We start from the raw sequence: 20,922 nt of genomic DNA on the forward strand, positions 1-20,922 counted from the left end.
CTTGGCTGCTGCCTTGTGCCTTGTGCCTGGCACCTTCAAAGGACTGTTATTTGTTAATTTATAATAGTTATTGCCACGCCCTCTCTATCTCTGGTATGGTTTACTTGGCAGGGATCGCGCAATTATTTTTTTAATCCAACCCCAAAAATAGAGCGTCCGGATCAATTGAAATATTTTTTGTTAAATACTTTTTCTTAAATTGATGCAAACTCTGCTGAAAAAAACCTACTCAAGATTAATTTTGAACGATCGCAGCCAGTTCTGAAATATTGTCGATCGCGAAAGTCGGTTCCAGGGCGAGACACTCAGCGCGATCGCCATATCCGTAAGCCGCCCAACAAACATCTATCCCAGCATTTTTAGCAAACAGCAAATCCACCGGTGTATCGCCAACCATTAAAACTTGACTGTTATCCAACTCCGGGAACAGCGGTTTAATAATCGAGTAAAAAACACTCGGGTTTGGCTTCTGAATAATTTGTCCGTCATCACCTACAATTAAATCAAAAAAACTGTGAATTCTCAACTTTTTCAGGAACAAATTAACAAAACTAACGTGTTTGTTGCTAAAAACTCCCAGGCTCAATCCCGACTTGCTCGCCAACCTTAATAATTCCTTGGTTCCCGGAAATAAATCTAACTGCTTTTCACCTTCTGTCCGATAATAAGAGCGGTAAGTTTCCACCCATTCGGGAACTGCGATTTCCTCGATCGCCGGATGCAGCATTTTGAAAGTATTTGGTAAATTAATGCCGATCGTCGCTTGAATTGTCTCGGCAGCAGGCGGTGCAATATTAAAACTTTCAAAAGTTTTGGTAATGCAAGATACAATCGCTTTGTGAGTAATTGCCAAAGTGCCGTCGAAGTCGAAAATAATTAACTTGTACTGACTCATCTTACTGAAAAGTTCCTATATAGCAACAGCAGGTTTCCCATGATATAATAGCATAATCAATTTCTAACCCACCAATAATAAGTATAATATTTCAACATTCAAGAGGTCAAGATGAATGTCACCGAAAAACCAGAATTTCTAGCAACAGACTTTCCAGATCACACTCAATTACCAGACTCCGACGGTACTTTTGTGAAAAACTTTCAAGAACACCCTCAAAGCATCCTATTAACAACATCAATTCGACCGATTTTAGACCAAGTTCATCCCGACGGACAATACTGCATCGGTCAAGATTCCGGTATTTATTGGCGAGTAGCCCAACCCCCGGAACCACTCGAAAGAGGAGCCGAAGCACCCGATTGGTTTTACGTGCCCGACGTGCCGCCAACTCTTGACGCAGATCTGCGCCGTTCCTATGTCATGTGGCGGGAATTAATGCCACCTCTGATTGTACTAGAATTTGTGTCCGGCGATGGCAGCGAAGAAAGAGATAAGACTCCTCGAAAAGGCAAATTCTGGATTTACGAGCGGATAATTCGCCCTGCTTTTTACGCGATTTATGAAGTTAAAAAAGCCCAAGTTGAAGTCTATCATTTGGTCGAAGACCGCTTCGAGTTAGCCGCACCAAATAATCGCGGACATTACCCGATCGCCCAAATAGGAGTAGAATTAGGCATTTGGGAAGGAGTTTATCAGGGCGTAGAACTGCCTTGGTTGCGCTGGTGGGATGCCTCCGGGACTTTGCTGCCGGCGGCGGAGGAACGAGCAGAACAAGCCGAATTGGCGGCAGAAAAAGCGCAGTCAGAAGCAGAACGAGAACGGCAAATGCGCATAGAAGCTGAGTTGCGAATTCAAGCTTTGGAAGCGCGTTTGCGAGAGTTAGAAGGAGAATAAGCCGCAGATTCCTGTAGTGGCCATCACCTTTGTTTTTCAACCAAAATACTCGCTTAAAACTCTCACTCTCTTAAAAAACCCGGTTTCTTTGGACTGACGCACAGGTGGCCATCACCTTTGTTTTTCAACCAAAATACTCGCTTAAAACTCTCACTCTCTTAAAAAACCCGGTTTCTTGATTGGGAGTGCACAAATCCTACTGCTGCAAAAAGCCCGATCGACTACCAGCCCCCTCAAAAACGATACAAACATCGGCGATCGTCCAGAATTTGCGTATATTAACTGGTAAGTATTGCATCACTTTTGTATAAATCCTATGGCGCTAATTGTTCAGAAATATGGTGGGACATCGGTTGGTACAGTCGATCGCATTTTAGAAGTAGCCCGACGAGTAGTCAAAACAGTACAGCTGGGAAACTCCCTCGTCGTCGTACTTTCAGCAATGGGCAAAACGACCGACGGTTTAGTGAAACTCGCGAAGGAAATTTCCGCAAATCCCAACAAACGGGAAATGGATATGTTGCTCTCCACTGGGGAACAAGTGTCGATCGCACTTTTAAGCATGGCATTGCAGGAAATGGGACAGCCCGCAATATCCCTCACCGGCGCCCAAGTCGGGATTGTCACCGAAGCAGCCCACACCCGCGCCCGGATTTTGCGGATCGATCCGGCACGGCTTGAAAGCCAGTTAAAAAGGGGTAAAGTCGTGGTAGTTGCAGGTTTCCAAGGCATCGCCGATGCCGAAGAATTGGAAATTACCACTTTGGGGCGCGGCGGTTCCGACACCACAGCAGTAGCCCTCGCCGCAGCCTTGCGCGCCGACAGATGCGAAATTTATACCGACGTGCCCGGAATTCTGACTACAGATCCGCGCTTGGTAGCCGACGCGCAACTGATGGATGAGATCACCTGCGACGAAATGCTGGAATTGGCAAGTTTGGGTGCAAAAGTCCTGCACCCGCGCGCCGTAGAAATTGCCAAGAATTACGGCGTGCCGCTGATTGTGCTTTCTAGCTGGAGTGAAGCCCCCGGGACGCGGGTAGTCTCTCCCCCCCCGCAACCCCGACCTTTGGAGGGCTTGGAGCTCGCAAAAGCGGTCGATGCGGTGGAGTTTGACTTGGATCAGGCAGGGGTGTCGCTGTTGCGTTTGCCCGATCGCCCTGGAGTAGCAGCGCGGTTGTTTGGGGCGATCGCGCAGCAAAATCTCGATGTAGACTTAATTATCCAGTCAATTCACGAAGGAAATACTAACGATATCGCCTTCACAGTCAGGCGAAATTCCTTGAATCAAGCTGTCGCGGTTGCAGATGCGATCGTGCCCGCCCTCGGCAAGAATTCTCGCCCAGAATTGGGGGAACCGGAAGTGAAAGCAGAGGAACGACCCATAGCTAAAGTTAGCATTGCGGGTGCGGGAATGATCGGGCGGCCGAGGGTAGCGGCGGAGATGTTTAAGACTTTGGCGGATGCGGGAATTAACATTCAAATGATTTCCACTTCTGAGGTGAAGGTTAGTTGTACGATCGATGCTGCGGAGTGCGATCGGGCAGTTGCCGAACTCTGCAAAGCATTTGATGTCGCCAATTCGCCGATCGGGCTGCATTCATCATCGAACAAACCGCCCGCAGTCCGCGCCGTAGCGTTGGATCTCAATCAAGCGCGTCTCGCAATTCGTCAATTGCCCGATCGTCCCGGAGTAGCAGCAAAACTGTTCGGACTTTTAGCCGAGGAAAATATCAGCGTAGACACAATCATTCAGTCGCAACGCTGCCGCAATATCGATGGCATATTAACACGCGACATTGCATTTACCGTAGCACAAATTGACGCAGAAGCTGCTAAAATAGTCCTCGAAAAATCAGCCGTTGAATTCGGCTGGGGCGAAGTAGCAGTTGATACAGAAATTGCCAAAGTCAGCGTAGTTGGTTCTGGAATGGTAGCGCATCCGGGAGTTGCAGCAAAGATGTTTGAAGCGCTTTCGCAGCACAAAATCAACATTCAAATGATTGCGACTTCTGAGATTAAGATTAGCTGCGTTGTGGATGAAGCACAAGGTGTCATAGCTTTGAAGGCAATTCACGCCGCCTTTGAGCTTTCGGGGAGTGAAAGAATCCAAGTTCCAGCTTAAGACTTGTTTGCTTAATTAGTCATGGATGTGCGGATGGTCAGAAACCGGGTTTTTTACGAAAATCCTTCGGAATAACCCGTAGATTGGATAAAAAACCTGGTTTTTTTGGTAGTCCATGCGTTTGTGAGTGTTAATATCCTGTCCGAATCAGCCTGTGTTAAGATGAAATTGGCGATCGGCATCGAGGAACTTACATCTTATGACTGTAGCTAACGAACAGATTACTGATAGCAGTAGCATTAAGGGATTATCAAACTTCCGGGTAACAGTTGAACGTATTCTGGAACTTTTAGATTTAGAAGAAGAAGACGAATATGGAATTTTAAGACCGACTGAGTATGCTTTTAACACAGCCATGAAATTGATTGTAGAAGCCTATGATGTTTTGGGCGATCGTTTCCCTAAAGCATCGGCTGGTACAGACGATGCAGGTAGTATCAGACTTGCTTGGCAAAATACAAATGCTGATTGTAGAGTAAGGTTATTCTGCCCATCTAATGCTGACGATCGAGCTTACGTTTATCATCAGAAGAATGAGGAATATAAATCGGAAGATATCATTTCCTCATCAACGTTAGTTCATTGGCTAGACTGGTTTAACAAGGTATGACTGATACATTTTCTCGGAGTGAATCAGAGTTATAAAAATCACCTTTTCATACTATAGCAACATCTACTCAACACCCAGTTTTTCAATTAATTCATTCCACTTGATCTTGTGAATAGGCTGCAATTCTGTATCCATACTGACCAGATTAGAGTAATTATTCACAAAAATTTCTAAGGAAATCAATCTTAAGTAATATTGAATCGTAGGAACTACTCCATTAATTATTATTTGACAGCCATGCTCTTCTCTCACTTGGGATATTATGTTATTTATTTCCTGAATTTCATAAATTTTAATATTTTTACACGAAAGTATATAGTATCTTTTGGGATTAAACCTGATGATTTTTTCATAAGCTATTCGCACAATTGTTAAGTCAATTTCCCGATCAAGCTTTACTTCAATAGCTTCACAGATGTGCCCTTGTTCGTCAAATACTTCTATGTCGCCTGAACTTCTTGAAGTCAAGTCAGATGCTGTGTGACTGCCTAAAGGTGCTAAAGTACACTTTTCATATCTTTTTACTTCATCCAAGAGAGACTTGTACGTTGCATAGATAGCCAGAACCGGCAACTTTGAGCCACCGCGAACTTTATATTTAGTAGAAAAATGCTCCTCCAGACAAGAAACTATACTCAGTATGTTCAGAGTGTCAGGATTAACTAATTTAGCTACGTTTACAATATTTTTAGATTGTACTTCAATAACTTTATTCAATATCAACCGCAGCACATTATCTGCCTGTTCAGGTCTGCTTTGAACATAATCAATTATAGTTAAAAATGCTTTTTTTACTGCCTTGTTGCTGATTTTGCCCTGGTAGTCTAAATTGTACGGGTACGGTTGTTCTAAAGACCTGGTGAGCCAACCGCTTTCAGCCATAGATGGAAGTCCCAGTTCTTTTAATGTAGGTGTAATAGATAGAGTGTCAATAGTTCTTCCCGAAAAACCACCCGGCATACTACTCTGATGTTTTCTGATGTCCTGTTCAGAGAATAAAGACTTGTGAGTTAAAAGAGTTATCAAAACGGTGTATACTCCCTTTTGTTTGTATGCTTGTTCACCAATCAGTAAAATATATTCAAGGCATTGTTGAGGAATATCCTTGATATCAGCAATTGAAAAGGACAAGCTGTATATATTCTTCAGTTTTTCTTTGTGGTTCATTGGGTTCATTTGACAATAAATTTTGACTTAATATTTCTTTCGCAATCGCGTCCACCACCGGTACACAAACAGAATTCCCAATTTGCTTGTAACTTTCCCCCGCACTAGGATAACTTTTGAACTCTTCAGGAAAACCCATAAGACGGTAACATTCCTTCAGCGTCAACTTTCTCACCATATCTTGCTCAGGAATGTAGATAAAAAACCTGCCAGATGTTTCTTGCGAAGGAATTGTCGGATGCACTCCATCTACCGAATAAATGCGATTAGGCTGTCTGTGAACCCTCGATAAATGTTCTGTATTGGGCCTGACGCCAGTTTTCCAAGTACCTTTATTTCTGTAACCTACAAACAAAAGTCCCGAATCTTGCTTTCTCGGAGACTCAATTAAAGTATACTCGGATTTGTCCAATATTTCAAAATCCCCTGTCTCGTCTAGAAATTCCCTGAGTTTTGGAGGAAACTTGGTTTTAAGTCGAGAAAAATTGAATTCTTTACCTTTAGTTGCAATAATAAATATTCTTTCACGATGTTGAGGAATTCCAAAGTCTTTAGCATTTAGCATTTTGTAATTCACGCTGTATCCTAAATCTTCCAGACTCGCAATAATTACTTTTAAGGTATTTCCCTTGTCATGATGGATTAAGTGCTTGACATTTTCCAGAACAACAACTTGAGGTTGTTTGATTTTGATGATTTTACATATCTCGAAAAATAATGTACCTCTAGTATCTTCAAAGCCTAGCTTTTTACCGCAGATGCTAAAAGGTTGACAGGGAAACCCGGCGACTAAAACATCAAAGTCTGCTAAATCGGCGGGCTTGATGTTACTGATGTCTGCAAAAGGCACTTCGCCGAAATTTTCTGTGTAAACTTCTCGGCATTTGGCGTTGATTTCGCAGGAAAAAACGCATTGAAAGCCATTTTTTTCAAAACCTTGTCTGAAACCTCCTATTCCTGAAAACAAATCTATAAATTTCATTTATAATTTAATGCAAAATGTTACTCCGCCAATAATAACATATTTTGTTTCTCTCTCTTCTTTCACTCTGCGTTCTCTGCGCTCTCTGCGGTTAATAATACTAATTTAAACAAAAACCCCGCGCCGGACAGGGCATTGCCGTGTCTACAGATATCGCCTAGAATATCGATCGCCCAGAAAACTCCCAAACTTGTCCCGCAGCCGACTAAACTAGAAATAGCAAAAAAAACAACAGCGATTATTTACTGCCTTTCACCAACCATGAGTCAAACCTTGGAAAACCTCACCGCCATCGATGACAACCTCTCCAAACGCCACATCGACCTCGATCCGGGCGGCTACTTCATCATTTACATCGATCGCACAACCAGCCTAATTTGCGCCAAACACTTCACCAACATTATCGACGAGCGCGGCCTGGCTGTCGATCCCGAAACCGGCAAACCCATCCCCGCCCGCGGCAAAGTAGAACGCACTCAGTCCACAATCTTTAGCGCCAGAACCGCCAAAGAACTTTGCGTCAAAATCCTAGAAGAAACCCGCCCCAGCCCGGTGACGATGTTCGATCACGCGGCTTATCTGGGACGGGAATTTGTGCGGGCAGAAATTGCATTGTTGAGCGATCGAGAATACGTTCAAGATTAGTGCAGTCGTACCCTAATTTCTTGACAAAACGTCAACTTATTGCATCTGACAGCAACCGATCACGAAAAACCTTGATACCAGAAATAAGTCACCATCGGAATCACTGTCGCCAACACCAACAGCACAACCACAATCACTGTGGCATTACCTTGGTCTGTTTCTTCAGCTTTTTTAAACGTGCCTTCAACTTGGATATTGTCAACAACTTCAGGCGCACCCGGATCGGGTTCGCCCGACATCACAGTCGCAATCCGCGAACCGGCTGCGGTAAATGCCTCGTTGTATTTATTGCCTTCCCGCAGCGGCACTTGCACGGTTTCCCCAGCTACACTCTGGGCAATTTCATCGGTTAGCAGGGACTTCACCCCTTCCCCGGTGCGAATTGCCGCGCTGTTGGTAACAGTGTCGAGAACGAGTAAAATTTGATTAGTCTGGTCTTCTTTTTCGGGAAACCACTGTTCAAACAGTTGGTCGGTGAAAGTGGCAGTCGTTTCGCCGTAGTCTAAGCGGCGGATGGTGACAAAGCGAACTTGTTTTCCTGTTTTCTGTTCCAGGGTGTCGAGCACGCTGCTGATGTTGCTTTCGCTGCTGCGGCTGAGCACGTCGCCTTTGTCGAACACCCAAGTTCGATCGCCCGCCGACAACACCGGCATTTCGTACACGCCAGTCGCCAATGCCGGCAATACCGCCATCTGGGACGCGATCAGAACGATCGCGATCGCCGCCGCCGCTTGTTGGAGATAATTTCTCCAGTTAAATAATTGCTTGAGTCTAGTCATTGAGGTTAACCGTAAAACTGACTTTTTTCCAAAAATACTATAGAAACCCCCGTAAAATTCATTTTATACAGGGCAATATTTACAATTAGCCCGCCAGTTCAACTTCCCGCCTGATAATTTTAGGATTTTAACTATGGAACCAGCAGATACTTATAAAGGTTGGATTATGCAATCCCAGAAAGTCTTCTACGTCGAGGTTTGGGATAGCCGCGGCAACCGCCACGTCGCCGTCCAAAATGCCAAAACTGAGGAGGAAGCTTTGGAATTGGCCAAAAATTGGATTGACAAATACGAGTCAAAACCCGGAAGAATGCCGATCGACGTACCCCATCCTTTCGGAGACATGATCGATATGCCATTTTGATTGTGTACCCAGACGGCTCGATGCTCACGAAAAAGCAGGCACATTTACGCCATGCTTTGTCAGATAAGATAGCGGTTGAAACCAGGTGTGTATCAACGAACTCCACTCCAAGCGGTGTCAAGAAGATAATCTAATTTTAACCGTCCAGTCTTCAACCCGCTTGGAGTGGGTTTTGTTTTTTGTATAAACCTGGTTTTAACCACATACGGTTCAATTAAACTTGTCCGAAGAGAGGAACGAAGCAAACTGTGTCTGTTTTTAACATCATTTTATACCAATTGTAAAAAATATTGCTACTATCGAAATTAGAGGATCTCACCTGTAGGGAAACGGCACTGCCGTGTCCGGCGGGGAGTTAAGGCAATGACAGATAATTTCTCTACATTTAATAACCGTAGCAACAATTTTTCACGCTTGGTATTACTTTCAGAACGGTCTTAACTGAGCTGTATTGGGTTTTAACCGCCCCGTCTTCTTATTTTTAGCGATCGGGCGTACTTTGCTTATTTACACCTCTAACTCGCAGCCAACCAAAACCCAATTATGCAAAAAACACTATTCAAGCTCCGCAATCCATTTTCTAATAATTTAGCCCCAAAAATTGGACACTTCAATCCAAGCTGCAAGCTTTGCTGCTAGCAGTTAGCCTCGCTTCTGTAATAGTAGTTAGCGGAATTGGTTGGTATCAAACACAAGCTACCCTGCGAACCAAAATCGCCGACCAGCTCGTAGGTATACGCACCAGCAAAACCGATCAAACAGAGTTGTTCTTTGAAAACTTGTACAACCAGGTAGGGATGTTAGCAGGAGACAGCAACGTCATTAAAGCCATGGTGGAATTGAATGCAGGTTTCCGCAACTTGGAGCGCAACTTTGTTCCCTCGCAATCGGAGAAAGGTTTGGAAACTTACTACACCAAGCAATTTTTACCTCGGCTGAAAAAGAATCTATTCTCAGAAGACCCCAGTTTCGGCAAATATCGTCCCACCGGGCAAGCTGCTCGCTATCTTCAGTATTACTACATGGCTGACAATCCCAATCCAGTCGGCGAAAAAAACAAGCTGTTTGATGCAGGCGATCGCAGCGAATACACCAAAGCCCATGCCAAATATCACATATTCTTCCAAGATATTGTCGAAAAATTCGGTTATTACGATGTATTTTTGATTAACCACAAAACCGCAGATGTCGTTTATTCCTATTTTAAATAAACAGATTTTACCACCAATTTGCTACAGAGTCCCTACTCCCAGATCTGACTTGAGCGGCGGTGATTGTGGCGGGAATTTCTTTAATCAACGGGCTGTTGATTACAAAACAGCAACAGATTAAATGGCAACTTCAAGTACCTAACTTGTTTTTTCAGGTGGCCCGGGCTGCTGTGATCTTAGGCATTAGTTATCATATCCTCAATGGAGTTTGGAATGTAAGTTTGAGCGGTTTGGGCAGCAGTATAGGAATCGCCTCGGCAGTAATTGCTTTAGCGCTGCAAGATACCCTCAGCAACATGGTGTCAGGATTGCTGCTGCTATTTGCTAAACCCTTCAAAACCGGTGACTGGATTGAGTTAGAAGGAAAGCAAGGGCGGGTACTAGAGCAAAATTGGTGGTCGGTCACAATTGCGAATAATTTATTTAATTTAAACATTCCCAATGGGGTACTGTCGAAGGCAACAATTATCAATTACGGTTCGGGATCAGTTTGGAAAACTATTTCTGCCAGCTTTTCTTACGACGACCATCCCAATCGGGTGATTCCCGCCCTAAATAGTTTGGTGGAAGGCATAGCTAGCATCGAATCTGAAGGTATTGCTGAGGTTATTGCCTAGGGAGTTTCTAGTATTAATTACGAGCTTTCTTACAAAATAATGCCGGAACAAGATAAGCGAGTTTCTGCGCAACTGAGATCTCGACTTTATTATCTGACCAAGCGTTATGGTTTTACTATCCCCTATCCGATTGAAGTGCAGTATGATATCGATGCGAAGCAGGGGATTCCGAGCCAAATTCCCCAAGTGTTGGTGAACCGCCAAGAGGAATTGAGCGCTTATTTGCGATCGCTGCCTTATTTCATGATGCTTGACGATAATGGCATGGAGAGACTGGCCGCTGCTACTGAATTTCAAGCTTATGGCAAGGGTGAGTTAATTATTCGCGAAGGTAAGCCTGACGAGGGGATTTATATTGTCTGCAAGGGCACTGGACACGCTTTCATCACTGATGAAGAAGGTAGTTGCAAGATTGTCGAGATCCTTGAAGTTAACGGGGCTTTTGGTGAAATGGCTATTTTTTCTGGAGAAGTAAGTCCGGTTACGGTGGTTGCTGATGAGGATATTGAGCTGGTGGTGATTCCAGCGGACGAGATTATTGAAGCGATTCACTCTAACGCCCAATTTGCTACAGAAATTCTTCAGTATATTGAGGAACGCAAAAAAATGTTACGCATCGCTAAAGGAATTAAAAATGATGCTAGTCCGCAGATTACCGAGCGGGGCCGCCGGATGCAATTGAGAGGATAATAGATGTTGTCGATCGCGATCGGGATAACGAAAACACAGATTTACTGGAGAAGTTGGAGTGCGATCGCAGCGGTTTTACTGTTAACAGCTTGCGCTCTACATTCAGTAACACAAAAGGAGAAGATTGTCAATCAAGTTTCCCCTGTCAGTGCAGACAATAGTTCAAAAAAAAACTTGGGCATTCAGCGAGTCGATCGCAAATTAGTTAAACCACCTTCGGGCCCAGATCCCGCCACACAGGGAATTGTGCTACCAGCCCTAAAACCTCTGGAAATGGAGGGATCGATCGCGATATCGGGAAGTCAGGTAATTTTGCCACTGAGTCAGGCTATTGCTCAACGCTATATCGAAAACGGCTACCCCAGCAAGATCGATCTAGCGGGTATTGATACCCAAGTTGGCTTTAAGCTGTTTTGCGATCGCAAAAAGGTAGATATTGTCAATGCAGTGCGCCCGATTAGCAGTCAGGAAGCACAAGCTTGTGCCAAATCGGGTGTGGAGCCGATCGGCTTTCAAATAGCTACCGATGCTGTTACCATTGTTGTCAGTTCTCAGAATAATTTCCTCCCTACCAATCTGACGCGGGAGCAACTGGCAAAAATATTTACCTTCGAGAAGTGGTATGATGTGAATCCCAAATGGCCCTCGGAGGTGATCAAACGTATTGTGCCAGCGGGCGCGGGTACTGGAGGAGCAGTGGATCTGGTAGTAAAAGCTATCCTCAAGGGGGACTGCAAGCAATTTCTCAATTCCCCGTATACAGTATTTTATGACTTTGTAGAGCAGCTACACTCAGAAGCTTTGACTAATCCCTATATGGTTGGTTTTTTAGAGTATGCGTCTTACAAACAAAACCAAGATCAGCTAAAGGCGATCGCCATTGATGGAGTAGTCGCATCTAGCCCACAATATCCGATCACCCGTCCGCTGTATATTTATGCAGATGCCAAAGCAATTCGGACTCGACCGGAAATTGAAGGGTTTATCAACTATTATTTGACTAATGTCAGGGAAGAAAGTCAGAATTTGGGCTACCTCCCGGTCAAACAACAAGTATTGGAGGACTCAAAGGCTAAGTTTTTACAAGTGCAGGGTAATAAAGGGTTATCCCTGGAACCGAGCAATAATAATTAGTTGGTTTGTCCGCGATTAACAGTTATTTTTAGCTTGCCTGATTAATGACACGCCCTAGACTAATATAGCAACCGCCACATCGGTGAGGACATAAATAACTTCATGAATAGAGCCGATACCCGTACTGCATCAATGGTTTGATTCGGGTTATGCAACTGTCAACTGTCCACTGTCCCAGGTCAACTGCTATAACTGGTAACTTGCGGTACGCTTTCCTAAGAAATTCCTCCCAATTTCTGCGTTTTTTCTACTAAACTCCGAGCAAATGTGTCGAACCTTTCAGACAGTTTTTCATCCAACAATTTACCGTCTGGACTAAAAGCTTTCCAAGCTTGTCCGATCGCAATTTGTTCGGGAATCACCCAAGCGTGCACCCATCTCAAAATAATTCGCAAATCGTTAAGGGCGTTGCTGTTGACTTGTCCTCCCAACACGCTAATCGCACCCGCAACTTTCCCGTCCAAATGCTCGAAACTCATCAAATCCAGGGCATTCTTGAGAACACCGCTAACGCTACCGTGATACTCCGGCGTTGCCAAAATCAAACCGTCAGCTTGGCGTACCGCATTCCGCAGCTTTTCCACATCTGGGTAATCGCGATAATCATTCTCGCCGTCACAGAAGGGCAGGTCGAGCGATCGCAAATCCAATATTTCAACTTCCGCACCCAAGGCCTGCGCCCGTTCTGCCGCTATTCTCAATGCCATCTGGCTGTAGGAGCCAGCCCGCAAACTTCCACCAATGCCGACAATCTTCACCATAAAACCTTTAGCAGTCTAAAGCGTACTCATTACGACTATGATTAATCTAGCAAGTTCGATCGGCAACTGTCAATCGATTTGAGATTTTGGATTTGAGATTTGAGATTTATGGACGTGGCCGAGAAACCGGGTTTTTGCTAAAATTATTGATTAAAGCCACAGATTTTGGCAAAAACCCGGTTTCTGAGTCGCAGTCCGTAAGTTCAGTAGACGTGACCGAGAAACCGGGTTTTTTGAGCAAAATCCTGGGTTAGAGCCCACAGATTGGTTCATTCAGTTGACCGCTCGACAGTTGACCTGGGACAGCACTTGACAAAAGAAGTCCGAGGATTGAAGCAATGAATAGTCTGATTTTAATTTCTCGCCTTTAGGGCTTGGGGCTTTCAACCAATTCTTTGGAGTAAAAAACCCGGTTTCTGAGTCGCAGCGGGTTCAACAACCCGCCATCTTGAGCGGCCTGTTTGAGATGCAGGCGAGAGATAAACCCATTCAACACCCGGCATCTTGTTAAAATAAACAAACATAGCAAACCAAAAGCGGTCAATCTTGGCAGTCTTCAACAAGCGGCACAGCAATATGAAAAATTCTTGGAAACACGCATGGCTGGGGCATCTAGCTGTAAACAAAGACAAATCGAGCCAGCAGAATCCTAAAAAATCAATTCCAGGACGGAATCTTTGGCGCATCCTGGGCAGTTTGGTGATTTCTCAAGGAATATTGCTCTCGACCCCGGTGTTTGCCGACAGCGCGCCAAATACCATGAGTTACAGCCAACTGATCGACAAAATAGACAAAGGGCAAGTCAGTAAAATCGAAATAGACGAAATTCAAAGAACTGCCAGAGTTAAGCTAAAAGATCAAAAAACCGATCAAGCCCAAATTGTTACCCTGTTCGACTACAACAACCGAGAACTTTACTCGCAAATTCGCGCCAAAAAGATTGACTTTGAAGTCAAACAAACAGCCGACAACACCGCCGCAGTCAGTTTAGTAGTAAACTTGCTAGTGATTTTTGCAGTGTTGGCAGTGTTGATGGCTATCCTGCGTCGATCGACCCAATCGCAAGGAAATGCCATGAACTTCGGCAAATCCCGAGCCCGTTTCCAAATGGAAGCCAAAACCGGCGTGATGTTCGACGACGTAGCAGGGATCGAAGAAGCGAAAGAAGAACTGCAAGAAGTAGTCACTTTTCTGAAAAAACCCGAACGCTTCAACGCCATCGGCGCAAAAATTCCCAGGGGAGTTCTGTTAATCGGGCCTCCGGGAACAGGCAAAACCATGTTGGCAAAAGCGATCGCAGGCGAAGCAGGCGTTCCCTTCTTCAGCATCTCCGGTTCCGAATTTGTGGAAATGTTCGTCGGAGTCGGCGCCTCCCGCGTCCGCGATTTGTTCCGCAAAGCTAAAGAAAGTTCTCCCTGCATCGTCTTCATCGATGAAATAGACGCCGTAGGACGGCAGCGCGGCGCTGGTATTGGTGGCGGAAATGACGAACGCGAACAAACTCTCAACCAGTTGCTGACAGAAATGGACGGCTTTGAAGGCAACAGTGGCGTGATTGTGATTGCAGCTACTAACCGCCCCGACGTGCTCGATACTGCCCTGCTGCGGCCCGGTAGGTTCGATCGCCAAGTAACTGTAGATTTGCCCAGCTACAAAGGGCGTTTGGGGATTTTGGAAGTGCACGCGCGCAACAAAAAACTCGACGCCGAAGTTGCCCTAGACATGATTGCACGCCGCACTCCTGGCTTTTCCGGCGCTGACTTGGCAAACTTGCTCAACGAAGCAGCAATTCTCACCGCGAGGCGACGCAAAGACACGATCGGTAACTTAGAAGTTAACGATGCGATCGACCGAATCACGATCGGGCTGACTCTGAATCCGCTGCTGGACAGCAAGAAAAAGTGGCTCATAGCCTACCACGAAGTCGGACACGCCCTAGTCGCGACTATGCTCAAGAATGCCGATGTGCTGGAAAAAGTAACGATTATTCCCCGTTCCGGTGGCATTGGAGGGTTTGCCAACTTTGTGATTGATGACGAAATGATCGACAGCGAAGGTTTGATCAGTCGGGCTTTGCTGTTAAGCCGGATTACAGTAGCTTTGGGGGGACGGGCGGCGGAGGCAGAAATTTACGGCGATGCCGAAGTAACCAAGGGCGCCAGCAGCGATATCACACAAGTCAGCACCCTAGCTAGAAAGATGGTAACGCTTTACGGAATGTCGGATTTGGGGCCTGTGGCTTTGGAAAGTCCGAACAGTGAAGTATTTTTGGGCCAAAGCTGGAATTCGCGATCGGAGTATTCTGAAGAAATGGCAATTAAGATCGATCGGCAAGTCCGAGAAATCGCCATTCACTGCTACGAAGCAGCCCGCCGGATTATCCGCGAAAACCGCGCTTTGGTAGACAAACTGGTGGAAGTGCTGTTGGATGAAGAAACGATCGACGGTGATGAATTCCGCAAAATAGTCGATCGATACTCCGAGTTGACAAAAAAAGAGTCATTGGTCAGTTGACAGTTGACAGTTGATAGTTGACAGTTGACAGTTGTCATTAGTAAGGGTCGGGATTGCGTAATACTTCTTCCCTCTGATTACTAACTAATGACCAATGACCAATGACCAATGACAACTATCAACTGACAACTGACAACTGACAACTATCAACTGACTACTGACTAATTAAGACTGATTGGAATACATTTCGCGAAGTACCAAAGCCGGATCTACCCAGCGGCCGCCGTACTTCAATCCCCAATGCAGGTGAGGCCCACTGGTGCGGCCAGTCATTCCCACTCTGGCAATTCTCGCACCGGCCGGCACAGTTTGACCCTGCCAAATTTGCAGGCCGCCTTCGCGATCGATATAATAACGTCCGCCGTTAGCTGTTTGCACCCTACCTTTGAGGTGACAGTAGATGTGTTCCCATTCTCCCGATCGCACTACCATACCAGTACCACATCGGCCATCTTCCCAAACTTCCACAATTTGCCCGCCCCACCAATTGCGGATATAGCTGCCTTCCGGGGCCGCCAGGTCTAAACCGTAATGAAAATCCCCGCCGCGAGGGCCAAAGGGGGAACTGTAGGCTTCAAAACTTTCGACGGGAAAAGAAGCTTCTTGCCACAAATTACCCGTGGCTACCTTGCTTGGTAAAGCTGACTGAGCCATGACTAACTGCTGCTGCAAATAAGGGCTAATCACCACGATACAGATTGAAAGAGCTAACAGTAGTATGTGTCTAGCGCGAAAAAAGCGTTTTACTGTCAGCGGGCTTGTAGAGTCTGGCACGATTTATTTAACTCCTCAAAGTTTAATGTATTTGCGAATCTGCGTTGTCTGTTGTGCCAATCCGCTGCAAGATTGCCTCGCGTGCTCTACCCACTAGCGAATCAGTTGACCAACGTGTATCTTACCCTATGCACAACTCGTGTCAAGGCTCCGGGCTGAATGCTGCGGGTAAGTGAAAAATATTTTCCTGCGGAATTCTTGCTGCGGTTGAATTCGATCGAGCTTTTGCTTGACACTATAGTTTAGTCCGGGATTTTGGTATCATCCAAAATCTCAAATTCATAACACACATCAGCAATGCTTACTGAAATTTTTCCCTTTAGTTTTGCCATAGACGCAACTGCGATCGCCGGTGCGTCATTATGGTCTTTGGCCCTGTACTGGGGTCTGTCGCCCCTCAGCGAATGGGTGATGCTGCAACTCAACCGCTGGATGAATTTTGCCGAAAGATCCCTCTACACCTCGGAAGCGGAGTTTGAGAGAACCCGCCAAGCCAGAGAAGCTCAAAATGCGTTTTACGCTTCGTTGTTGAGCATTCTGCCCTTTTTGATTGTGGGTGGATTGTGCAATTGGGGCGTAGAATTTTCTCTGGGCACCAGTTGGGCGGTATCTATGGGGACTATCGCCTGTATTGGTGGTGGTGTGTACGAGCTCGGCCGCCGAGACGGCCAGTATTAAGTAATTTGAGATTTTGGATTTTGGATTTTGGATCGAGATATTCGAGGATTCGCAAGGATCTAGAATAGATGAGCATCTTAAATCCAAAACTCAAAATCTCAAATTGATAGATCAACCGCAGATGCTAGAGAGATTAACGCAGATGAACGCAGATAATTTCAAGAAGAGCGAGGGAATGAATGGAATTAAAGTCTAAAATTTATAGGATATTTCAACCGTAATTCGACTCGGGATGTTTGCCTAAAAGCCGCAGTTGCCGTTCGGTAGCAGTCGCGAGAATTTCTGGATTGAATTGCCACGGCCAAGGCGAAAATTTTTGGGCGATGTTGCGGTGGGAATAATGCACTTGCAACATATAGCGACTGCCATCGACTGTCGTATTTCTGCCGCCGGAGTGCCAAATTTCACTGCGGAAAAACAGCACATCTCCTGCTTTGCACACCACTGGTTCTGGCGAGTGTCCGTTCCAAGTTTCTTCGCCGCGATCGGGTTTTCTACCAGATTTGTGACTACCAGGAATAATATAGGTAGGACAGAGGTCTTCTGTGATGTCGCTGAGATAGAAATGGGCTGTACAAATCCAGACTGGGAGTTGAAAAGTGCGATCCTCTTCGAGGGCTCCGCTAACGGCAAACACGCTTTCGGGCACGGGTACAAACACCTGATCGACGTGGACGCGCCAACCATCGTAACCGGGGCCGCTTTTCCATGCAGTCATGCCGATAATGTGGCAATCGCTGCCCATCAATGCTTCTGCCAATTCAATGATACCAGGTCGATCGCTATAGGAAAGCCACAGGCGATCGCGATTAAAGACGCATTTAAAATGTTTGTTTAATTCACTCCAACTGCTACCATCGAGTCCGAAGGGTTGCAGGCGATCGAGTGCTTCCCGCGCCGCCGCGATTTCCGACTCGCCGAGTACACCGGGAATCAGCGCAAAACCATCTTCATGTAACGCTTCTACCGCCCCCGCTGTATCGGAAACGTCACAAGTCTTTTGCCGATAGCTGAAAACTTCGCTTAACGTGCTGGCGTTCATAATTCAAATTCGAGTAAAATTATTAACTGTTATTAAATTAACACTAATTCTGACAGTTTCAGGGCCCACGCGCATGGGCGAGAAACCCGGTTTCTACCAAAAATTTAGCGCCGAGTCACGAAAAATCTACAAAGAAACCGGGTTTCTGAGGTTAGCGTGCGACTGTAATTGTCATTGGGAACGACAGTCCTGTCTGGTATAATTTGACTATTCTGATTTGGGAACTAAACCCAATGAAATACCCACCAGAACCAACATCATTAAATCAAGCCCGCGCCACCTTCAAAGAAATCTGGGGCTACGACGACTTTCGGCCGCCCCAAGGAGAAATCGTCGCCAGTTTATTAGCCGGAAAAGATACAATCATAATTATGCCAACTGGTGGAGGCAAATCAATCTGCTTTCAACTGCCAGCTTTGTTACAAACAGGCTTAAGTTTGGTAGTTTCGCCGTTAGTAGCACTGATGGAAAATCAAGTGCAAGAATTGCGCGATCGCAATTTACCCGCGGCCCTACTCCACAGTCAATTGCCAACACAGCAGCGCCGACAAACTATGCAATCGCTGCAACAAAACAAATTAAGATTGCTGTACCTGTCTCCCGAAACATTGCTCAGCAAACCTGTCTGGGAAATTATCAGTCAGCCGCACATACAAATAAACGGTTTAATATTAGATGAAGCGCACTGTTTAGTCCAGTGGGGTGATACATTTCGGCCAGCTTATCGGCGTTTGGGTGCGGTGCGATCGGCTTTATTGAAAACTAAGCCGCAAGGAACTAAAATTGCGATCGCAGCTTTCACCGCAACCGCCAACCCGGAAGCACAAAAAATAATCAAAAATGTCTTGCAACTGCACAAGCCGGAAGCTTTTCTGCTTAGTCCCTACCGTTCTAACTTGCACCTGCAAGTACAAACAGTCTGGACACCTAGAGGACGAAGACAACAGTTATTAAATTTTATCAAAGCTCGACCACAAGAAGCAGGTTTAGTCTACGTCCGCACGAGAAAAGATAGCGAAAATTTAGCAAATTTGCTGGAAGATGCAGGTTATAAAACCGCAGCCTATCATGCTGGTTTGAGTGCAGAATCGCGGCGAAAAATAGAAACTGCTTGGCTGAATAATGAGCTTAAATTTGTTGTTTGTAGCTCAGCGTTTGCTATGGGAATTAACAAGTCGGATGTGCGGTGGGTTGTTCACTTTCAAGCACCTTTGCTATTATCAGAATACATTCAGGAAATTGGGAGAGGCGGACGCGACGGCAAATCTGCGATCGCCCTGACGTTGATTTGCGAACCTACGGGTTTGCTTTATCCTGATGACAAACAAAGAAAGGAGTTTTTTCAAGATAAATTGCGATCGCAATTTCGAGAAGCGCAGCAGTTGGCCAAACAACTGCCAGTTAAAGGCGATGTAGATGCTGTGGGGCGCGAATTTCCCGAAAGTGCGATCGCCCTTTCCATCTTGCACAGCAGCGGACAGTTAAAATGGGAAGATCCTTTCAATTATGCGATCGACAAATCCGTACAGAAAAAAGCCGCCAAACAAAACTTTACCGCCACCGAAGAAATGGCAAAATATCTCAAACACCGGGAGTGCAGGTGGCAATTTTTGCTGCAAGCTTTTGGCTTTACCAAGGAAGCTACATCAATGCGGTGCGGCCACTGCGATAATTGTCGGTAAAATTGACAATGTTACTTAAAGATGTTACGCACTCCGACCCCAGAAACCGGGTTTTTTACCGAATCTGCGGGCAGAAACGAAGTATTACGGTGAAAAAACCCGGTTTCTCGCCACCCATGCGATCGCGAACTAACTCCAAGATGTTATGATTAAAATAGTTGACGATCTCAGAAACCGGGTTTCTTCCTATATTTATCGTTCCTGTTCGTAAAACTCCTAGAAACCCGGTTTCTCGCCCCATATCCGTCAGCCCAAAAATTGGCAAAAACAGTAAAAAGTAAATGATAGAAACAGAGACTGCGCCACAGATGTACACAGTAGAAAATACGGAGGAATTTAACCATAGTAATGTCACTCAGCGATTAGACATTTGGCTGTCAAACCAAATACCAGACTTATCCCGATCGCGCGTGCAAACCCTCATATCACAAGGCAACGTCAAAGTCAACGACGAAACCTGCACCTCGAAAAAAATCTCAGTCAAAACGGGCGATCGCATTCACCTGACATTACCCGAAGCCCAGCCCACAAAATTACAAGCCCAAGCAATTCCCCTCGATATCCTCTACGAAGATGACAGCCTAATAATCATCAACAAACCAGCCGGATTAGTCGTCCACCCAGCAGCCGGACATCAAGACGGCACATTAGTCAACGCCCTGTTAGCCCACTGTCCCCTCGCAGAAATCGGCGGAGTTCAACGGCCCGGAATTGTCCACAGATTAGACAAAGATACAACAGGTGCGATCGCGATCGCCAAAACCGACATTGCCCACCAAAACCTCCAAGCCCAACTCAAAACCAAAACCGCCCGCCGCGAATATTTAGGCGTAGTTTACGGGGTTCCCAACACCGAAACAGGTACAATAGACCTACCCATCGGACGGCATCCCACAGACCGCAAAAAAATGGCAGTAGTACCAGAAGAAAAAGGCGGCCGCCCCTCAGTTACTCACTGGACAATCAAAGAAAGACTCGGTAATTATTGCTTAATCCACTATCAATTAGAAACCGGCCGCACCCATCAAATTCGCGTCCACACAGCCGAAATCAAACATCCGATTATCGGCGACCCGATGTACAGTTGCAACCGTTCCATCGGCGTTAATTTAACCGGACAAGCCCTCCACGCATGGCGGCTACAATTGCAGCATCCCCTAACCGGAGAGTTGATTGAGGCGATCGCACCTTTACCCGATCAATTCAACACCCTATTAAAAATACTGCGCCTGCGAGCTAATAATTGATCCTAGGGCATGGAGCATAGAACATTAGCAGCCAATAACCAATAACCAATAACCAATAACCAATAACCAATAACCAATAACCAATAACCAATAACCAATAACCAATAA

The 20,922-nt window shown here is 45.6% G+C and carries 20 protein-coding genes; 13 read left to right on the plus strand and 7 right to left on the minus strand.

Annotated features, from left to right (window positions below; genetic code table 11):
* Positions 1–235 precede the first annotated feature (235 nt).
* Positions 236–895 carry an HAD family hydrolase gene (locus QUB68_RS28960; protein WP_332998361.1) on the minus strand — a complete coding sequence of 220 codons (660 nt, stop codon included), beginning with the start codon at positions 893–895 and terminating at the stop codon, positions 236–238.
* Between the two features lie 111 nt (positions 896–1,006).
* Between QUB68_RS28960 and QUB68_RS28965 the strand changes: the two genes are divergently transcribed.
* The 3 genes from QUB68_RS28965 (at position 1,007) to QUB68_RS28975 (ending at position 4,527) form a co-directional block, all read left to right on the plus strand.
* Entirely contained in the window at positions 1,007–1,792 is a 786-nt protein-coding gene (locus QUB68_RS28965; RefSeq protein WP_332998362.1) for a Uma2 family endonuclease, read from the plus strand.
* Positions 1,793–2,108: 316 nt separating this feature from the next.
* Complete coding sequence (locus tag QUB68_RS28970) at positions 2,109–3,917, plus strand: aspartate kinase (protein ID WP_332998363.1); 1,809 nt, start codon at positions 2,109–2,111, stop codon at positions 3,915–3,917.
* A 199-nt stretch (positions 3,918–4,116) separates the two neighbouring features.
* Entirely contained in the window at positions 4,117–4,527 is a 411-nt protein-coding gene (locus tag QUB68_RS28975) for a hypothetical protein (RefSeq protein ID WP_332998364.1), read from the plus strand.
* A 63-nt stretch (positions 4,528–4,590) separates the two neighbouring features.
* Here QUB68_RS28975 and QUB68_RS28980 read toward each other — a convergent pair whose 3' ends face one another.
* The gene (locus QUB68_RS28980; RefSeq protein WP_332998365.1) at positions 4,591–5,694 is read right to left on the minus strand and encodes a hypothetical protein; all 1,104 of its coding nucleotides are present in this window, start codon (positions 5,692–5,694) and stop codon (positions 4,591–4,593) included.
* Positions 5,639–6,676, minus strand: coding sequence for a DNA (cytosine-5-)-methyltransferase (gene dcm, locus QUB68_RS28985; protein ID WP_332998366.1), 1,038 nt, complete (start codon positions 6,674–6,676; stop codon positions 5,639–5,641). Before dcm ends, QUB68_RS28980 begins: the two co-directional genes overlap by 56 nt.
* Before the next feature lie 261 nt (positions 6,677–6,937).
* Between dcm and QUB68_RS28990 the strand changes: the two genes are divergently transcribed.
* Positions 6,938–7,321 (plus strand): DUF4346 domain-containing protein, encoded by a 384-nt coding sequence (locus tag QUB68_RS28990; protein ID WP_332998367.1) that lies wholly within the window; start codon positions 6,938–6,940, stop codon positions 7,319–7,321.
* A 59-nt stretch (positions 7,322–7,380) separates the two neighbouring features.
* On the opposite strand, the gene psb32 is transcribed toward QUB68_RS28990, so the two are convergent.
* Positions 7,381–8,100 carry a photosystem II repair protein Psb32 gene (gene psb32 / locus QUB68_RS28995; protein WP_332998368.1) on the minus strand — a complete coding sequence of 240 codons (720 nt, stop codon included), beginning with the start codon at positions 8,098–8,100 and terminating at the stop codon, positions 7,381–7,383.
* Positions 8,101–8,233: 133 nt separating this feature from the next.
* Between psb32 and QUB68_RS29000 the strand changes: the two genes are divergently transcribed.
* From QUB68_RS29000 to QUB68_RS29020, 5 genes are all read left to right on the plus strand, one after another.
* Positions 8,234–8,464, plus strand: coding sequence for a hypothetical protein (locus QUB68_RS29000; RefSeq protein ID WP_332998369.1), 231 nt, complete (start codon positions 8,234–8,236; stop codon positions 8,462–8,464).
* 629 nt (positions 8,465–9,093) lie between these two features.
* The gene (locus QUB68_RS29005; protein ID WP_332998370.1) at positions 9,094–9,675 is read left to right on the plus strand and encodes a hypothetical protein; all 582 of its coding nucleotides are present in this window, start codon (positions 9,094–9,096) and stop codon (positions 9,673–9,675) included.
* Positions 9,676–9,740: 65 nt separating this feature from the next.
* Positions 9,741–10,292: a mechanosensitive ion channel family protein gene (locus tag QUB68_RS29010; protein ID WP_332998372.1), complete on the plus strand. Its 552-nt coding sequence runs from the start codon at positions 9,741–9,743 to the stop codon at positions 10,290–10,292.
* A gap of 39 nt (positions 10,293–10,331) precedes the next feature.
* Positions 10,332–10,982 (plus strand): Crp/Fnr family transcriptional regulator, encoded by a 651-nt coding sequence (locus QUB68_RS29015; protein ID WP_332998373.1) that lies wholly within the window; start codon positions 10,332–10,334, stop codon positions 10,980–10,982.
* Positions 10,983–10,985: 3 nt separating this feature from the next.
* On the plus strand, positions 10,986–12,116 hold the full coding sequence (locus QUB68_RS29020) for a substrate-binding domain-containing protein (RefSeq protein WP_332998374.1): 1,131 nt from the start codon (positions 10,986–10,988) through the stop codon (positions 12,114–12,116).
* A gap of 215 nt (positions 12,117–12,331) precedes the next feature.
* Here QUB68_RS29020 and QUB68_RS29025 read toward each other — a convergent pair whose 3' ends face one another.
* Complete coding sequence (locus QUB68_RS29025) at positions 12,332–12,877, minus strand: NADPH-dependent FMN reductase (protein ID WP_332998375.1); 546 nt, start codon at positions 12,875–12,877, stop codon at positions 12,332–12,334.
* Between the two features lie 576 nt (positions 12,878–13,453).
* Here QUB68_RS29025 and ftsH point away from each other — a divergent pair.
* A complete protein-coding gene (gene ftsH / locus QUB68_RS29030) occupies positions 13,454–15,391 on the plus strand; it encodes an ATP-dependent zinc metalloprotease FtsH (protein WP_332998376.1) in 1,938 nt (645 codons plus the stop codon).
* A gap of 165 nt (positions 15,392–15,556) precedes the next feature.
* On the opposite strand, the gene QUB68_RS29035 is transcribed toward ftsH, so the two are convergent.
* Complete coding sequence (locus tag QUB68_RS29035; protein WP_442923139.1) at positions 15,557–16,111, minus strand: M23 family metallopeptidase; 555 nt, start codon at positions 16,109–16,111, stop codon at positions 15,557–15,559.
* Between the two features lie 351 nt (positions 16,112–16,462).
* On the opposite strand from QUB68_RS29035, the gene QUB68_RS29040 reads away from it, so the two are divergent.
* On the plus strand, positions 16,463–16,843 hold the full coding sequence (locus QUB68_RS29040; RefSeq protein WP_332998378.1) for a hypothetical protein: 381 nt from the start codon (positions 16,463–16,465) through the stop codon (positions 16,841–16,843).
* Between the two features lie 211 nt (positions 16,844–17,054).
* Here QUB68_RS29040 and QUB68_RS29045 read toward each other — a convergent pair whose 3' ends face one another.
* Positions 17,055–17,885 (minus strand): phytanoyl-CoA dioxygenase family protein, encoded by an 831-nt coding sequence (locus QUB68_RS29045; RefSeq protein WP_332998379.1) that lies wholly within the window; start codon positions 17,883–17,885, stop codon positions 17,055–17,057.
* 233 nt (positions 17,886–18,118) lie between these two features.
* Between QUB68_RS29045 and QUB68_RS29050 the strand changes: the two genes are divergently transcribed.
* Together QUB68_RS29050 and QUB68_RS29055 are read left to right on the plus strand one after the other, a co-directional pair.
* Positions 18,119–19,567 (plus strand): RecQ family ATP-dependent DNA helicase, encoded by a 1,449-nt coding sequence (locus tag QUB68_RS29050; protein ID WP_332998380.1) that lies wholly within the window; start codon positions 18,119–18,121, stop codon positions 19,565–19,567.
* A 308-nt stretch (positions 19,568–19,875) separates the two neighbouring features.
* Positions 19,876–20,814, plus strand: coding sequence for an RluA family pseudouridine synthase (locus QUB68_RS29055; RefSeq protein WP_332998381.1), 939 nt, complete (start codon positions 19,876–19,878; stop codon positions 20,812–20,814).
* The last annotated feature ends 108 nt before the right edge of the window (positions 20,815–20,922 follow it).

Origin of the sequence: Microcoleus sp. A006_D1 (genome assembly GCF_036702805.1) — a bacterium.
In the GTDB taxonomy this organism is placed as follows: Bacteria; Cyanobacteriota; Cyanobacteriia; order Cyanobacteriales; family Microcoleaceae; genus Microcoleus.

Excerpts from the sequence above, each read along its gene's own strand:
- QUB68_RS29050 (WP_332998380.1), top strand. The coding sequence starts at position 18,119 with ATGAAATACCCACCAGAACCAACATCATTAAATCAAGCCCGCGCCACC.
- QUB68_RS29025 (WP_332998375.1), bottom strand. The coding sequence starts at position 12,877 with ATGGTGAAGATTGTCGGCATTGGTGGAAGTTTGCGGGCTGGCTCCTAC.
- QUB68_RS29040 (WP_332998378.1), top strand. The coding sequence starts at position 16,463 with ATGCTTACTGAAATTTTTCCCTTTAGTTTTGCCATAGACGCAACTGCG.
- QUB68_RS29015 (WP_332998373.1), top strand. The coding sequence starts at position 10,332 with ATGCCGGAACAAGATAAGCGAGTTTCTGCGCAACTGAGATCTCGACTT.
- QUB68_RS29045 (WP_332998379.1), bottom strand. The coding sequence starts at position 17,885 with ATGAACGCCAGCACGTTAAGCGAAGTTTTCAGCTATCGGCAAAAGACT.
- QUB68_RS28970 (WP_332998363.1), top strand. The coding sequence starts at position 2,109 with ATGGCGCTAATTGTTCAGAAATATGGTGGGACATCGGTTGGTACAGTC.
- QUB68_RS28960 (WP_332998361.1), bottom strand. The coding sequence starts at position 895 with ATGAGTCAGTACAAGTTAATTATTTTCGACTTCGACGGCACTTTGGCA.
- QUB68_RS28990 (WP_332998367.1), top strand. The coding sequence starts at position 6,938 with ATGAGTCAAACCTTGGAAAACCTCACCGCCATCGATGACAACCTCTCC.
- QUB68_RS28975 (WP_332998364.1), top strand. The coding sequence starts at position 4,117 with ATGACTGTAGCTAACGAACAGATTACTGATAGCAGTAGCATTAAGGGA.
- QUB68_RS29055 (WP_332998381.1), top strand. The coding sequence starts at position 19,876 with ATGTACACAGTAGAAAATACGGAGGAATTTAACCATAGTAATGTCACT.
- ftsH (WP_332998376.1), top strand. The coding sequence starts at position 13,454 with ATGAAAAATTCTTGGAAACACGCATGGCTGGGGCATCTAGCTGTAAAC.
- QUB68_RS29000 (WP_332998369.1), top strand. The coding sequence starts at position 8,234 with ATGGAACCAGCAGATACTTATAAAGGTTGGATTATGCAATCCCAGAAA.
- QUB68_RS28980 (WP_332998365.1), bottom strand. The coding sequence starts at position 5,694 with ATGAACCACAAAGAAAAACTGAAGAATATATACAGCTTGTCCTTTTCA.
- QUB68_RS28965 (WP_332998362.1), top strand. The coding sequence starts at position 1,007 with ATGAATGTCACCGAAAAACCAGAATTTCTAGCAACAGACTTTCCAGAT.
- QUB68_RS29020 (WP_332998374.1), top strand. The coding sequence starts at position 10,986 with ATGTTGTCGATCGCGATCGGGATAACGAAAACACAGATTTACTGGAGA.
- dcm (WP_332998366.1), bottom strand. The coding sequence starts at position 6,676 with ATGAAATTTATAGATTTGTTTTCAGGAATAGGAGGTTTCAGACAAGGT.
- psb32 (WP_332998368.1), bottom strand. The coding sequence starts at position 8,100 with ATGACTAGACTCAAGCAATTATTTAACTGGAGAAATTATCTCCAACAA.